The organism is Amycolatopsis sp. cmx-8-4 (assembly GCF_046548675.1).
In the GTDB taxonomy this organism is placed as follows: domain Bacteria; phylum Actinomycetota; class Actinomycetes; order Mycobacteriales; family Pseudonocardiaceae; genus Amycolatopsis.
In genome coordinates this window covers 79871-94126 of sequence record NZ_JAEBDZ010000026.1, presented here as the reverse complement: position 1 = coordinate 94126, position 14256 = coordinate 79871, and the positions used below count along the sequence as shown (strand labels likewise).

The following is a 14256-nucleotide window of genomic DNA, read 5'->3' as shown; positions in this document are numbered from 1 at the left end:
TCCCGGCTCTTAGCGCCGGTAAGGAGGCCTTCACGGCTTTGGGCTAGAACGCCGGCAGGAACCGGACGTCGTCCGCCTTGACGAACGCGATCCGGTGCCCGAACTGGATCTGGACGTACTTGAGCTTGCCCTTCACGACCACGTGGTCGGCCACGTCGAACGTGGTCGCCGAGTAGTACTCCGACCCGACCACCCCGGCCGACGAGTACTTCTGCCCGGCGGCCAGCGTGTACGGCAGCGGCGTGATGGCCTGCGGCGTGAGGTTCGCCGGATAGGCCTCGGGTTCGGGGTAGGCGCGCCCGTACACCGGAATCGTCGCCAGCCCCGGCTTCGGCGTCACCACGAGCCCGATCGCGGGCTTCGCGACCCGCGCGTTGTGCGGGTTGTGGAACCAGCCCTTCTGGCCGAGGTACCAGATCGCCGTCCAGTCGCCGCTGGTCCCGGCGACGGCGAACCGCTGCCCGGTGGCGGCGCGGCTGCCGACGTCGGAGACGTCCGTGGTGGCCGGTCCGCCCGCCGGGTGCAGGCCGATGTCGACCAGCAGCGGCGAGGTGTCACTGGGCTGCGAGTACAGCACGACGGCCTCGGAACCCCTTGGCGCGCAAGGTGTTCCGGCGGTGTCGCAGCCGGTGAAGAGCGGCTGGTTCGTCGCGAAGTCCGGGTCGATGGTGACCAGCGACGAGCCGGGCAGGCCGAACCCGCCGAGCGGCGCGCCCAGCAGGTCGAAGTAGTGCGACCAGTCCCAGTAGGGGCCCGGGTCCCAGTGCATGCCCGCGATCGTCGACGGGACCGTGCCCGGCACGTTGTCGTGGCCGATGATGTGCGCGCGGTCGAGCGGGATGTCGTACTTGCGCGCGAGGTAGCCGACGAGCTTCGCGCTCGAGCGGTACATCGCCTCGGTGTACCAGGTGCCCTTCGCGGCGAAGCCCTCGTGCTCGATACCGATCGACTTCGCGTTGATGTACCAGTTGCCCGCGTGCCAGGCGACGTCCTTGGTCGGGACGTGCTGCGCGATCAGGCCGTCGGCTGAGCGGACGGTGTAGTTCCAGCTGACGTACGTCGGGTCCTGGGCGAGCTTGAGGACGCTGTCCCAGTAGCCCTCGGTGTCGTGGATGACGATGTGGTCGATCTTCTGGCTCACCGGCCGGTCGGCCAGGTCGTGGTTGCCGTAGTCGTCGTTCGGCAGCTCCTGGTAGGGAGCCGGGACGGACTCGCAGGTGACGGTCCGCGGGCACTCGACGTTCGCCGGGTTCGCCGCGGCCTCGGCGTGCTTCGGCAGCGCGAGGCCCGGCGTGGCGGCGAGGGTGACCTGCTGGCCGTCGTCGGTGGTGCGGCTCACGCCGCTCTTGATCGTCTCGAAGACCTCGTCGGCGAACGTCTGCGCGGCGTCGCCGGTCGAGCCGCTGTAGCGCGCGACGGCGTCGTACCAGTCGGTCTGGCCGAGGTGGTACTCGGCGAGCAGTGCGGCGCCACCCCGGATGTTCTGCGTGGTGTCGGTACGCAGAGTCTTCGTGTCGGTCTTGAGCAGCTGAGCGGCCTCGTCGACGGTCTGCAGCCCGGCTTGCGGCGGCACGTCGGGCCCCGCGGCCGGGTGCAACGCGGGCCGCGCGTCATCACCGCGCGGGTCCTCGCTGCCGACGTCGTGATGACTACTGGCGACCCCGGCTTCCCGCAGGTCGGTGAGGTGCATGGGCCCGTACCCGGCGGCGGTGCTGGGCGTCCCGGCGTTGAAGTCCCACCGGGACTCCAGGTAGGAGACGCCGAGCAGGACGTCGAGCGGAACCCCGAACTCGGCAGCCGCGGCGGCGAAGTCCCGCTGTCGCTGATCGGTGGTCGCGGCATGGGCGGGCGCGGTGGCGAGCCCACCGAGCAGGGCGACGGCAGCGGCCAGCGCCGCCGTTCTGGAGAGCGAACGAAACGACATGGGCATAAACCCCCAGGGTTCAGGTGCCAGACGGTGAGAACCTAACCAGAAACTCACGCCGGGGGTAAGAGCCGTCGCCGACCTGCCGAAGAGTGAGGGGCGCCGGCCTTCGGGAGGACCCTGGTTGCACGGCTGGCACTCCCGTGGCTAGAGTGCTAATCGCACGGCCCGACAGCCCCGGCACCCGCGACGGCGGGGGTGGTAGAGCCGTAACCACAACCTGCCAACGCTTTCGACGACCGTGGAGGTCAACCCGGTGAGCGTGAACATCAAGCCGCTCGAGGACAAGATCGTTGTCCAGACGAGTGAGGCCGAGGAGACGACCGCTTCCGGTCTCGTCATCCCCGACACCGCCAAGGAGAAGCCCCAGGAGGGCAAGGTTCTGGCCGTGGGCCCGGGCCGGATCGACGACAAGGGCAACCGCGTCCCGCTCGACGTTTCCGTCGGCGACGTCGTCATCTACTCGAAGTACGGCGGCACCGAGGTCAAGTACAACGGTGAGGACTACCTGATCCTGTCCGCCCGCGACGTGCTGGCCGTCATCAACTGACGTCCGCTCGCAGCGCATGACGCCCCGGGCCCCGCACAAGCCGGGGGACGGGGCGTTCGTGCGTTCAAGACCCACCGAAAGGTAAGCGGAACACGCTATGCCCAAGCAGATCAGATTCGACGAGGACGCTCGTCGCGCCTTGGAGCGCGGGGTGAACAAGCTCGCCGACACGGTCAAGGTCACCCTCGGCCCGCGCGGTCGCCACGTCGTGCTCGACAAGAAGTTCGGCGGCCCGACCATCACCCTCGACGGCGTGACCGTCGCCCGTGAGATCGAGCTCGACGACCCGTTCGAGAACCTCGGCGCCCAGCTCGCCAAGAGCGTGGCCACCAAGACCAACGACGTCGCCGGCGACGGCACCACGACCGCGACAGTGCTCGCGCAGTCGCTGGTGAAGGTCGGCCTGCGCAACGTCGCGGCCGGCGCGAACCCGACCTCGATCGGCCGTGGCATCGAAGCCGCCGCGGCGAAGGTCATCGAGGTCCTCAAGAGCAAGGCGACCCCGGTCAAGGGCCGCGAGAGCATCGCGCAGGTCGGCACCGTCACCTCGCGTGACGCGAACATCGGCGCCCTGCTCGGCGAAGCCGTCGAGAAGGTCGGCGAAGACGGCGTCATCACCATCGAGGAGTCGTCGACCCTGGCGACCGAGCTGGTGATCACCGAGGGCGTCCAGTTCGACAAGGGCTTCCTCTCGGCGCACTTCGCGACCAACCCGGAGGAGCAGAAGGCGATCCTCGAGGACGCCTACATCCTGCTCGTCCGCGAGAAGGTCTCGTCGCTGGCGGAGCTGCTGCCGGTGCTCGAGAAGGTCGTCGAGGCCAAGAAGCCGCTGCTGATCATCGCCGAGGACGTCGACGGCGAAGCGCTGTCCACCCTCGTGGTGAACTCGCTGCGCAAGACGATCACCGCGGTCGCCGTCAAGGCGCCGTTCTTCGGTGACCGTCGCAAGGCGTTCCTGGACGACCTCGCGTTCGTCACCGGTGGTGAGGTCGTCTCCGCGGAGATCGGCCAGAAGCTGTCCGAGACCGACCTCGGTTCGCTGGGCAAGGCCCGCCGGATCGTCGTCACCAAGGACGACACCACGATCGTCGACGGCGGCGGGGCCAAGGACGCCATCCAGGGCCGGATCGCGCAGATCCGCAAGGAGATCGAGACCACCGACTCCGACTGGGACCGCGAGAAGCTGCAGGAACGGCTCGCGAAGCTGGGCGGCGGTGTCGCGGTGATCAAGGTCGGCGCGGCCACCGAGACCGAGCTGAACGAGCGCAAGCACCGCATCGAGGACGCCGTGGCGGCGACTAAGGCGGCTGTCGAAGAGGGCATCCTGCCCGGCGGCGGCTCGGCGCTGGTGCACGCGGTCAAGGAGCTCGAAGACGGCCTCGGCCTCGAGGGCGACGAAGCGACCGGTGTCCGCATCGTGCGTGACGCGCTGTCCGCCCCGCTGTTCTGGATCGCGACCAACGCGGGCCACGAGGGCGCGGTCATCGTGAACAAGGTGCGGGAGCAGAGCTGGGGGCACGGCTTCAACGCCGCCACCGGCGAGCTGACGGACCTGCTGGCCGCCGGCATCGTCGACCCGGTCAAGGTGACCCGGTCCGCGGTGGCGAACGCCGCCTCGATCGCGCGCCTGGTGCTGACGACGGAGTCGTCGATCGTCGAGAAGCCGGCCGAGGAAGAGTCCGCCTCGGCGGGCCACGGCCACTCGCACTGACGCAGTCCGACGCACGAAACGGGGCGGCATCCTTCCGGGGGTGCCGCCCTGTTCGCGTTGCCGCTAGGCGCGTCCGCGCGCGAAAACGGGGCGGCATCCGCGAGGGATGCCGCCCCGGTCCCGTCCCGGGCAGAACTCACCCGGAAAGCACGGAGGGCGGCCACCCCACCCGGCGCCGCCCTCCGATGTTCGTGGGCCGTCAGCCGCCCGACATGCTGAGCGTGCGCTTGTCGGCCTTGATCAAGTGTTCGCGTTCGGACTCCGAGAGCCCGCCCCAGATGCCGTAGGGCTCGTGCACCGCCAGCGCGTGGCTGCGGCACATCTCCAAAACGGGACAGCTCAGGCACACGGCTTTCGCCCTGGCCTCCCGCCGTGCCCGCGCCGGGCCGCGCTCGCCGTCCGGGTGAAAGAAGGACGCGCTGTCCATCCCCCGGCACGACCCTTCCAGCTGCCAGTCCCACATGTCGGCGTTGGGTCCTGGGAGCCTGCGCGTGTCTGCCATCCTGACCGCCTCCGTCATTCGGTCGATGCCGCTAGCTGCTCTGCTGTAGTGCCGATACTCCATTCGGTGCAACGGCGGTAACGTTAGAAGCGCGCCAATAGTTGTTCAAGTGATTCGGTTCGATTCAGCCGTTAGGCATCCCCCGGATGTGTGAGCGGGGGGTTCGCCTCCGGTTGCCGACCTCGGTGAGTGCCTGGATATTGAGGCTCGTGGGAGCTGGGTCGGGTACCGAAGAACCCACCCTGCCGGTGGCCTCGGTCGCCCGCAGGCTCGGGGTCGCGCCGTCCACCCTCCGAACCTGGGACCGGCGCTACGGACTGGGCCCCAGCCGCCACACGGACGGCCGTCACCGCCGCTACGGCACCTCCGACATCGGCCGGCTCGAACTGATGCAGCGGGCCCTCCTCAGCGGCGCGTCGACGGCGGAGGCCGCGCGCTACGCCCTCGAGCAGATCCCGCGCTCCGGCTCACCCCAGCCGGAGGAGCCCGAGGAGCCTCCCGAAGCCGGGACCGCCGACGACGGTCACGAGGTCCGCTCCCGCCTCGCGCGCCGGCTGAGCACCGCCGCGCTCGCCATGGACGTCCACGCCGTGCAGCGCATGCTCGCCGACACCGTCGCCGAGCTGGGGGTGCTGCCCGCCTGGACGGGCGTCCTCGAACCGGTCCTGTCGGCGCTGCGGGCCCGCTGGCGCGGGGCCAGCGCGGGCGCCGAGGTCGAGTACCTGCTCGCCGAGTGCGTGTACGCCGCCCTGATCCGCGCCACCCCGGTGCTCGACGAGCCGCGCAACACCCGCCCGGTGCTGCTCGGCTGCGTCCCGGAGGAGCGCGACACGATGCCGATGTACGCGCTCGCGGCGTCACTGGCCGGCCGGCGGATCGGCGCCCAGCTGTTCGGGGTCCCGCTGCCCGCGGACGTCCTGGCGGTGGCGGTCCGCCGCAGCGCGCCGGCGGCGGTGGTGCTGTGGGCCCACCGCCACGGGATGGCGGACACCCGCCTGTTCGCCCGGGTGTCCCGCGGCCGCCAGCGGAGCAGGCTGTTCGCCTGCGGCCCGGGCTGGGACCCGTCCGGGCTGCCGGACAAGGTGGAGCACCTCCCGGACCTGCAGGGCGCGGCGGACCGCATCGAGCACGTCCTGGTCGGGGTCCACCACTAGCCGGAACGCCGTGAAGGGCACCTTCAGGGCGCTCAGGTCCCTGAGGGTGCCCCTCACGACCCCCGCGCCCGCTTCGATCACGTTCTTGTCGGTGGCAGGCGCTAGAAAGGACGGGTGCACGAACCCGCCCTCCGCGCCGCGGCCTTCGGCAGTGACCCGCGGCCCGACCCCGCCGTCCTGCGCGGTGCCGGGCCGCCACGGGCCCGCCTGCTCGCCGCCGTCGTCCTGGGCGCCCAGGGGCGGTACGCGGCCGCCGCGGCGCTCCTGGACCCCCTGCGTGCCGCGGGCGACCCCTTGCTCGGCTCCCTCGCCGCCAGCACCCTCGCGGCGCACCGGCGGCAGCTGGGTGGCCACGCACGGGCCCGCGCGCTCGACGGCGAGGCCTTCGCGCGAGCGGCGACCCTGCGCGGCGACCCCGACCCGGACGGCCTCGACGCCGCCGGCGCCCGGGCCGACGCGCTGCTGGGCCTGGCCGCCGACAACCTCGCCCTGGGCCGGCTGAGCGCCGCGCGGCGGCTGGCCGCGCGGGCCGCGGCGCAGGACGCCGGGTGGCGGGCCGAGGTCCGCGGTGGCTGGGTCGGCGCCGAGATCGAGCTCGCCGCAGGTCAGGGTGCCGCCGCCGTGGCGCCCGCCGAGCGCGCGTTCGAAACCGCCGTCGCCCGTGGTGCCCGCCGCCACGCGACCAAATCCGGCATCGTGCTGGCCGTGGCCCTGCGGGCGGCCGAAGCTCCCGATCACCGGAACATTTCGGACGCTCTTGTCGGAAAGGCAATGGCGGCGGCCGAAGAATGCGAATTGCTTTCACTTTTGTGGCCCGCCGCGCTCGTCGCGGCCGACCTGCGCCCAGGACACGCCGAGGAGTATCGATTCAGAGTCGCCGAGGTGTTGCACGCAGTGTTACGAAGCGCAGATCCTTGCGGGAGGAGGATCGCGGGGGAATCGCCATGGGTCCCCGCCCCGGGTGGTTGAGCCGTCGGAATGGGGTGTTCCGGCATCCGGGCTAAGAAGTTTCAAAAAAAGCCACCGGATCGTGTCAAGGTTCGGGCTAAAGCGTCCGATAGGGGAAGTGGAATGTCACCCGGCTGCAGGAAGGAAACCCCGTGACGACGGTCTTGATCTGCGACGACCGACGCAGTGTCCGTGAAGGGCTCACCCGAGTGATGTCCGCGGTCCCTGGGGTCAGTCGCATCGACTGCGTAGCGCACGGTGACGAGCTGCTGGCCCGGTACTCCCGTCAGCCCGTCGACGTCGTGCTGGTCGGGACGCAACGCGCGGTCCCGACAGGTGTCGAAGCCACCCGGCGGCTCGTCTCCGCGAACCCCCAGGCGAACGTCATCGTGTTCGGCGCCCCCGACGACGCCGGCAGCATCGCTGCCGCCATCGCCGGTGGTGCCCGCGGCTACCTCCGCTGGGACGCGTCCCGGCCGGAGCTGGTCGCCGCACTGGCCCACACCCTCGCGAGCACCTCGGTGCCCGCGCCCCGTCAGCCGTCCGACCCGGGCGTTCAGCTGACCGAGCGCGAGCTTCAGGTGCTCCGCGGGATGAGCCAGGGCAAGAGCAACGGCCAGATCGGCCGCGAGCTGTACCTGTCCGAGGACACGGTCAAGACCCACGCCCGGCGGCTGTTCCGCAAGCTCGGCGTGCGCGACCGCGCGCAGGCCGTGGCTCACGGCTTCCGTCGCGGCCTGGTCAGCTGAGAAGTTCCGCGGACTCTCCTCGATCCTGACACGGCCGGAATGCAGGTGACAGCGGGCCAGGGCGACGTATCGTCCTGGCCCGCACCTGTGTGGTCCCCATCACACTCCGGCGCCCTTCGGGGCAGCCCTCGGGGCGGTCTCCCGCCCCGGTTCCCGCCCTCCGGACGGGAACTCGTACCTGTGGCCCCGGTCGCTCGTTGATTCGACGACATCGATCGTGGGCTTCAGGGGCTAATCCGTATTTTCGCGGCGCCGGCAGGCGCGGCGCGCCGCGGAGCACCGCGCGCGCCGGTCCGAGCCGGCCGCAGGTACGGTAACGGTCACCGGTCCGCGGCGCGGGCAGCCACGAGCCGGACTCTTTGCACGCCTACACGTAACACTGGGACTGTTGTCTGCGATGGCCAATGTGGGGGATGGACTGGATGAACCGGTCGCCGCTGCTGTCGAGGGAGATCCCCAGGCGGTGGAGCGGCTGCTGGCTGCTATCCGTCCACTGGTAGTGCGGTATTGCCGCGCTCGGGTTGGCAGGCAGGAGCGATCGTTCGCTTCGGCGGACGACGTTGCGCAGGAGGTGTGTCTCGCGGTGCTAACGGCATTGCCTTCGTACCGTGACCAAGGGCGCCCTTTCCTGGCCTTCGTCTACGGGATCGCCCAGCACAAGGTGGCCGACGCGCACCGCGCGGCGGCTCGCAACCGCGCCGAACCGGTCGCCGAGATCCCCGACGAGGTCGAGGGTGGCGTCGGTCCCGAGCAGCGGGCGTTGCAGGGTGAGCTGAACGAGCGGATGTCCCAGTTGTTGCAGGTGCTGCCGGACAAGCAGCGGGAGATCGTGGTGCTGCGCGTGGTCGTCGGCCTGTCGGCGGAGGAGACCGCGGACGCCGTGGGGTCCACCCCCGGAGCCGTCCGCGTCGCTCAGCACCGCGCCCTCGCGCGGCTGAGAAAGGTCCTGGCCGCGGAGGAGGTGCTCTGAGTGACCGGTCACGAAAAGGGTTTCGAGCCGGATGACGTCTGGGCCGGCGGCCTGTCGGGTTCGGAGGCGGAGTTCGCCGCCGACCTGACGGCGGTGCAGGCGGACGACGCCCTGCTCGACGCGCTCGGCGGATCCGACCCGGCCCTGGCCGACGGCCTCGGCGACCAGGAGCTCAACGCGTTGCTGGTGGCGTGGCGAAGAGACATCGACAGTGAGCCACTGGCCGAACTGGTCGACGTCGACACCGCTGTACGCACCGTGACCACCGCCGCTCTCGCGCAGCGGCACGCCTCGAGCGGAGGCCGCCGCAGGCTGCTCGTCCCGGTCGCCGTCGCCGCCGCTGTGCTGGCGATCGCGTTCACCGGAACCGGGCTGGCCGCGCGCTCCGCGGAGCCCGGCGACACGCTTTGGGGCCTCGCGAAGGTCCTGTACTCCGATCACACCCACTCGGTCGAGGCGGCCGCGAACGCGAAGCTCGACCTCGAGAAGGCGAACCTCGCCCTCGCCGGTGGCGACCTCGTCGGCGCCCGCCAGGCCCTCCAGGACGCCCAGACCGCGCTCTCGCAGGTCAGCGACGAGGACAACAAAGGCCAGCTGATGGAGCAGCACCGGCAGCTCGCCGCCCAGCTCCAGAACCCGGACGCGCCGGTGCAGGGCCCGACCCAGCAGCCCACTTCGACGCAGATACCGCCCGGTGGTGTCTCGGCGACGCAGGTGCCGCCGGCCGGCTCGGCGACGTCGATCCCGGGCAGCAGCGGCGGCACGACCAGCCTGCCGGGCACCGGGACGCCGAGCGTGACGCCTCCGCCGCCGACCACCGAGACGACGCCCCCGCCGCCGACCACACCGACCACCACGGCCGCGAGCGGCAACGACCCGGGCACGTCACCCCGCAGCGAGACGGTCGGCGGGGCCGGCCAGCAGGGCGTCACCGATACGCCGTAGTCGTCCACAAACCGAAGAAGCCCCGGTGAGGAAACTCACCGGGGCTCCTTCGTTCGGTCAGGGGCCTCAGTAGGCGCTTTCGTTCGCCGTGACGCCGTCCGCGAAGCCGCGGCAGTAGTCCCAGCTGACGTAGTCGCCGGGGTTCGGGTCGTAGGCCGGCTCGTGCGGGCGCATCCGCCCGTCGGCCAGCAGCTGCTCCAGGCTGGCCCGCAGCAGGTGCCAGTCGTGGTAGTGCGGTTCGTCGCACTCGCCGCAGTCCACGACGATCCCGCGGACCCCGCGAGGCTCGAGAAGCGCCTGGTAGACGGCCAGATCCGAGAGATCGGCCAGCAGCTCGGTGCGTTCCTGGTCGCTGATCGGCTCGTCCAGCCGCTCCTCGTTGTCGAGGAACGCGCGGGCCGGGTCGTCCGGGTCGTCCGCGAACGGGTCCGGAGGCAGAACGTCATGCGCCACGGCCTGCACGCTACCGGTCGGTCCTCGCGGCTCGCCCACCACCCGGGGCAGGGGCCGGACCCGGATATCATGAGGGGAAGGCTCCGAGTCGCCACAGCGACGCCGCTCACCCCGCGCCAGGAAGGCCCTTCACCCGCTATGACCAGCGACGGCATCACCGCCCCCGTTCCGGCCAAGTTCGCCATGCTCGGCCTGACCTTCGATGACGTGCTGCTGCTGCCGGCGGAATCGGACGTCGTGCCCAGCATGGTCGACACCGGCACCCGGCTGACCCGGAACATCACGCTCGGCGTGCCGCTGGTCTCCGCCGCCATGGACACCGTCACCGAGGCGCGGATGGCGATCGCCATGGCCCGCCAGGGCGGCATCGGCGTGCTCCAGCGCAACCTCCCGATCGACGAGCAGGCCGCCGCCGTCGAGGTGGTCAAGCGGTCCGAAGCCGGCATGGTCACCGACCCGGTCACCTGCGCGCCCGACGCCACGTTGGCCGAGGTCGACGCGCTGTGCGCGAAGTTCCGCATCTCCGGCGTGCCGGTCGCCGACGCCGCCGGCACCCTCGTGGGCATCATCACCAACCGCGACATGCGGTTCGAGGTCGACCACAGCCGCCCGGTGTCCGAGGTCATGACCAAGGCCCCGCTGATCACCGCGCAGGTCGGGGTGTCCGCGGACGCCGCGCTCGGCCTGCTGCGCCGGCACAAGATCGAGAAGCTCCCGATCGTCGACGGCGCGGGCAAGCTGCGCGGGCTGATCACGGTCAAGGACTTCGTGAAGACCGAGCAGTACCCGAAGGCGACGAAGGACCCGGACGGCCGGCTCATCGTCGGCGCCGCGGTCGGCGTCGGCGCGGACGGCCACAAGCGGGCGATGGCCCTGGCCGACGCCGGCGTCGACGTCCTGATGGTCGACACCGCGCACGGGCACTCCCGCGCGGTCGTCGACACCGTCTCGCTGCTGAAGAAGGAGCTGGGCGACGCGGTCGACATCGTCGGCGGCAACGTCGCGACCCGCGCGGGCGCGCAGGCCCTGGTCGACGCGGGTGCGGACGGCATCAAGGTCGGCGTCGGCCCGGGCTCGATCTGCACCACCCGGATCGTCGCGGGGGTCGGCGTCCCGCAGATCTCGGCGATCTACGAGGCCGACCAGGCCGCCCGCCCGGCGGGCATCCCGGTGATCGGCGACGGCGGCATCCAGTACTCCGGCGACATCGCGAAGGCCATCGCGGCCGGCGCGTCCACGGTGATGCTGGGCAGCCTGCTGGCCGGCACGGCCGAGGCGCCCGGCGACCTGATCCTGGTCAACGGCAAGCAGTTCAAGGTCTACCGCGGCATGGGCTCGCTGGGCGCCATGCAGTCGCGCGGCGAGGGCAAGTCCTACTCCAAGGACCGCTACGCCCAGGACGACGTGCTCAACGAGGACAAGCTGGTCCCGGAGGGCATCGAGGGCCGGATCCCGTTCCGCGGCCCGCTCGCCAACGTGGTGCACCAGCTGGTCGGCGGCCTGCGCGCGGGCATGGGCTACGCGGGCGCCGAGACGATCCCGCAGCTGCAGGAGGCGCAGCTGGTCCGGATCACGGCGGCCGGGCTCAAGGAGAGCCACCCGCACGACGTCACGATGACCGTCGAAGCCCCGAACTACACAACTCGCTGAGCCGGGCCGCGAGCGGTGCCCCACGGCACCGCTCGCGACCTGCTCTGATTACAAGATCGCGGGTCTTCCGGCGTCGAATGCCCCCGTTCGGCCTGGGCCATAGGCCTCTTCGGCTGAACTTTCGTTACCCAGAGTGCTTACGGTAACTGGCCTATCGCCTTCCGTGGCCACCGTAGTGTCCACTGGACGCCATGACGGCCGGCCGCTTCACGCGCTTGCTCCGCAGGGTGTTCTTCACGGCAGTCGCGCTCGTCTCGCTGTTCCTCGGCGGCGTCGTCTGTCTCATGTGCCAGGTGCTCGCCGGCCGGGACGCGCCCACCTACCGCGTCGACGGGCACGTGGTGTCCCACGAGCGGGGCGAGCTCCCGGTCGGCGGGGACGACGGCGCCGTGCGGCACACCATCGGCATCGACGCGGCCGACGGGCGGCACTACAGCATCACCACGGTCGGGTCCGGCCTCGACCTGCCGCCGGGGCAGCCGGTCGCGCTCGACGTCTCGACCGCGGACAGCACCATCGCCTACCTGCGGGCCGGCGGCGGTGTGCTCGACCTGCGGGCGGGCGTGATCCGGCCGGTGCTCCTGATCGTCGCGTCGCTGCTCGCCCTGGGCGCGGTCTACTTCGGCGCGGTCCGGCTCAACGTCTATCCACCGATGGCCACCTGGCTGGCGCTCGCGCTGGGCGCGATCCTGTCCCCGGTCGCCGTGTTCGTCCGCGTGTAGCCCGTGGACCTCCGACCGGCGTTGTGGGCGGTCGTCGCCGGGGCGGCGGCCACCCTCGCCGTGGTCTGGTTCCTCCAGGCCGTCGGCCCGTCCGGCTGGGAAGAAGCCGTCGTCGAGGCGGCGGACCCCGTGCAGTGGCCGGTGAGCACCGAGCCGGGTGCGGGCGAGGACCAGCAGCACCACCTCGTCCTCCGCACGGCGTCGGGTGAGCGCTTCGACGTCCGGGGCAAGGACCGGCACCTCGGCCGGCCGGCGGGGACGTGGCTCCGGGCGGAGATCTCCGATGTCGGGCGGGAGGTCCAGGCCATCGAGGTCGACGGCAGGCGGACCACCGTCGACTCCGGCGGTCTCGGGATCTTCGTCGCGGCGTTGACCGGGCTCGGGTTCCTGGCCGGCGCGCTCGGCGCGTGCGCCGACGCCAAGCGCCCGATCCCGGCGGTGGCGGGCGCGGTGGCCGGGCTCGGGGCCGGCGTACTGCTCGTGTCGCGGCTGTTCTAACCCCCGTGCGCGGGTCACCCACGCGGACTAGCGACAATGGGGCACGGCAGATTGTCGTCGTCGGAGGAGGCTTCACGTGCGGGACCTGGTCGAGATCGGGATGGGCCGCACCGCGCGGCGGGCGTATGACCTCGACGACGTCGAGATCGTGCCCTCACGGCGGACCCGGTCGTCGTCGGTGGTGTCCACCTCGTGGCAGATCGACGCCTACCGCTTCGACCTGCCGCTGGTCACCCACCCGACGGACGCGATCGTCTCGCCCGGCACCGCGGTCGCCGTCGGCGAGCTCGGCGGCCTGGGCGTGCTCAACGCCGAAGGGCTCTGGGCCCGGCACCCGAACGTCGAGGACGCGATCTTCCAGCTGGTCCGCGCGGCCGAGGACGTCGAGGACCCGACCGCCGTCGGCCGCGTGCTGCAGGAGCTGCACGCCGCGCCGATCCGGCTCGACCTGCTGACCGAGGCGATCAAGACGGTCCGCGAGTCCGGCGTCACGGTGGCCGCGCGCGTCAGCCCGCAGCACGCCGCCGAGCTGACCCCGGACCTGATCGCGGCCGGCGTCGAGATCCTGGTCGTGCAGGGCACGATCATCTCCGCCGAGCACGTGCAGCGCGACGCCGAGCCGCTGAACCTCAAGGACTTCATCGGCCGCCTCGACGTCCCGGTGATCGCCGGCGGCGTCAGCGACTACCGCACGGCGATGCACCTGATGCGCACCGGCGCGGCCGGCGTCATCGTCGGCCACGGGTACACGCCGGGCGTGACGAGCACCGACCGCGTGCTCGGCATCGGCGTCCCGATGGCCACGGCCGTCATCGACGCCGCGGCCGCCCGCCGCGACTACCTCGACGAGACCGGCGGCCGCTACGTGCACGTGCTGGCGGACGGCGGCATGACGACGTCGGGGGACATCGCGAAGGCCATCGCGTGCGGCGCGGACGCCGTCATGCTCGGCTCACCACTGGCCGCCGCGTCGGACGCGCCCGGGCAGGGCCTGTACTGGACGGCGGCGGCCGCGCACCCGTCGCTGCCGCGCTCGCGCGTGGCGGCCGGGCCGGACTACGCCGTCGACCTCAAGACCCTGCTGTTCGGGCCGTCGTCCGACGCGGAGGGCGTGGTGAACCTCTTCGGTGCCCTGCGTCGCGCGATGGCGAAGACGGGTTATTCGGATTTGAAGGAGTTCCAGCGGGTGGGGCTCACCGTTCGCCGGTGAGGTGCCGCACGAAGGCCGCGAAGGCCTCCGCGGGGTAGACGAGCACCGGGCGGGCGGCACCGAGTGCCGCTTGCTTGGTGTCCCGCACCCCGACGACGCCGGGCGCGGAACCGATCTCCACGCAGGCGTTCTCTTCGAAGTGACTGTGGCTCGACTTGCGCCAACCGGTGAGCTGCTGGGGGCCCATGGCGGTCCCTCCCGGAAATCGTGTCCCGCCGAACGGGTCTCGCCGACGTGAACATCGAGCTACTGTTTGTATACCCACAATCA

The 14256-nt window shown here is 71.4% G+C and carries 15 protein-coding genes; 11 read left to right on the top strand and 4 right to left on the bottom strand.

Annotation, left to right across the window (positions count from 1 at the left end):
• Positions 1-43 precede the first annotated feature (43 nt).
• Positions 44-1930: an N-acetylmuramoyl-L-alanine amidase gene (locus ACLJQZ_RS38185; protein ID WP_410625304.1), complete on the bottom strand. Its 1887-nt coding sequence runs from the start codon at positions 1928-1930 to the stop codon at positions 44-46.
• Positions 1931-2180: 250 nt separating this feature from the next.
• Here ACLJQZ_RS38185 and groES point away from each other — a divergent pair, with 250 nt between their 5' ends.
• Together groES and groL are read left to right on the top strand one after the other, a co-directional pair.
• On the top strand, positions 2181-2474 hold the full coding sequence (gene groES, locus ACLJQZ_RS38180) for a co-chaperone GroES (RefSeq protein WP_007031106.1): 294 nt from the start codon (positions 2181-2183) through the stop codon (positions 2472-2474).
• Positions 2475-2571: 97 nt separating this feature from the next.
• Positions 2572-4185, top strand: a complete 1614-nt coding sequence (gene groL / locus ACLJQZ_RS38175) for a chaperonin GroEL (RefSeq protein WP_410625302.1) — start codon at positions 2572-2574, stop codon at positions 4183-4185.
• Between the two features lie 199 nt (positions 4186-4384).
• Here the strand turns inward: groL and ACLJQZ_RS38170 are convergent, their stop codons facing one another.
• On the bottom strand, positions 4385-4705 hold the full coding sequence (locus tag ACLJQZ_RS38170) for a WhiB family transcriptional regulator (protein ID WP_305879369.1): 321 nt from the start codon (positions 4703-4705) through the stop codon (positions 4385-4387).
• A 230-nt stretch (positions 4706-4935) separates the two neighbouring features.
• On the opposite strand from ACLJQZ_RS38170, the gene ACLJQZ_RS38165 reads away from it, so the two are divergent.
• From ACLJQZ_RS38165 to ACLJQZ_RS38145, 5 genes are all read left to right on the top strand, one after another.
• Positions 4936-5841, top strand: coding sequence for a MerR family transcriptional regulator (locus tag ACLJQZ_RS38165; RefSeq protein ID WP_410625356.1), 906 nt, complete (start codon positions 4936-4938; stop codon positions 5839-5841).
• A gap of 114 nt (positions 5842-5955) precedes the next feature.
• Positions 5956-6810: a hypothetical protein gene (locus ACLJQZ_RS38160; protein ID WP_410625300.1), complete on the top strand. Its 855-nt coding sequence runs from the start codon at positions 5956-5958 to the stop codon at positions 6808-6810.
• Between the two features lie 131 nt (positions 6811-6941).
• Positions 6942-7538 (top strand): response regulator transcription factor, encoded by a 597-nt coding sequence (locus tag ACLJQZ_RS38155; RefSeq protein WP_003073605.1) that lies wholly within the window; start codon positions 6942-6944, stop codon positions 7536-7538.
• 397 nt (positions 7539-7935) lie between these two features.
• Positions 7936-8508, top strand: coding sequence for a sigma-70 family RNA polymerase sigma factor (locus ACLJQZ_RS38150; protein WP_247063912.1), 573 nt, complete (start codon positions 7936-7938; stop codon positions 8506-8508).
• On the top strand, positions 8509-9453 hold the full coding sequence (locus tag ACLJQZ_RS38145) for an anti-sigma-D factor RsdA (RefSeq protein WP_410625298.1): 945 nt from the start codon (positions 8509-8511) through the stop codon (positions 9451-9453).
• Between the two features lie 66 nt (positions 9454-9519).
• Here the strand turns inward: ACLJQZ_RS38145 and ACLJQZ_RS38140 are convergent, their stop codons facing one another.
• Entirely contained in the window at positions 9520-9915 is a 396-nt protein-coding gene (locus ACLJQZ_RS38140; protein ID WP_247060636.1) for a DUF5319 domain-containing protein, read from the bottom strand.
• A gap of 129 nt (positions 9916-10044) precedes the next feature.
• Here ACLJQZ_RS38140 and guaB point away from each other — a divergent pair, with 129 nt between their 5' ends.
• The 4 genes from guaB (at position 10045) to ACLJQZ_RS38120 (ending at position 13986) form a co-directional block, all read left to right on the top strand.
• Positions 10045-11556, top strand: a complete 1512-nt coding sequence (gene guaB / locus ACLJQZ_RS38135) for an IMP dehydrogenase (protein WP_326946064.1) — start codon at positions 10045-10047, stop codon at positions 11554-11556.
• Between the two features lie 227 nt (positions 11557-11783).
• Positions 11784-12278 (top strand): hypothetical protein, encoded by a 495-nt coding sequence (locus ACLJQZ_RS38130; protein WP_410625295.1) that lies wholly within the window; start codon positions 11784-11786, stop codon positions 12276-12278.
• Between the two features lie 3 nt (positions 12279-12281).
• Positions 12282-12776: a hypothetical protein gene (locus tag ACLJQZ_RS38125; protein ID WP_410625293.1), complete on the top strand. Its 495-nt coding sequence runs from the start codon at positions 12282-12284 to the stop codon at positions 12774-12776.
• A 76-nt stretch (positions 12777-12852) separates the two neighbouring features.
• The gene (locus ACLJQZ_RS38120) at positions 12853-13986 is read left to right on the top strand and encodes a GuaB3 family IMP dehydrogenase-related protein (protein WP_323329588.1); all 1134 of its coding nucleotides are present in this window, start codon (positions 12853-12855) and stop codon (positions 13984-13986) included.
• Here the strand turns inward: ACLJQZ_RS38120 and ACLJQZ_RS38115 are convergent.
• A complete protein-coding gene (locus tag ACLJQZ_RS38115; protein WP_410625292.1) occupies positions 13970-14173 on the bottom strand; it encodes a DUF397 domain-containing protein in 204 nt (67 codons plus the stop codon). The two genes, ACLJQZ_RS38120 and ACLJQZ_RS38115, sit on opposite strands and share 17 nt — an antisense overlap.
• Between the last annotated feature and the right edge of the window lie 83 nt (positions 14174-14256).

Excerpts from the sequence above, each read along its gene's own strand:
- ACLJQZ_RS38185 (WP_410625304.1), bottom strand. The coding sequence starts at position 1,930 with ATGCCCATGTCGTTTCGTTCGCTCTCCAGAACGGCGGCGCTGGCCGCT.
- groL (WP_410625302.1), top strand. The coding sequence starts at position 2,572 with ATGCCCAAGCAGATCAGATTCGACGAGGACGCTCGTCGCGCCTTGGAG.
- ACLJQZ_RS38170 (WP_305879369.1), bottom strand. The coding sequence starts at position 4,705 with ATGACGGAGGCGGTCAGGATGGCAGACACGCGCAGGCTCCCAGGACCC.
- ACLJQZ_RS38150 (WP_247063912.1), top strand. The coding sequence starts at position 7,936 with ATGGCCAATGTGGGGGATGGACTGGATGAACCGGTCGCCGCTGCTGTC.
- guaB (WP_326946064.1), top strand. The coding sequence starts at position 10,045 with ATGACCAGCGACGGCATCACCGCCCCCGTTCCGGCCAAGTTCGCCATG.
- ACLJQZ_RS38115 (WP_410625292.1), bottom strand. The coding sequence starts at position 14,173 with ATGGGCCCCCAGCAGCTCACCGGTTGGCGCAAGTCGAGCCACAGTCAC.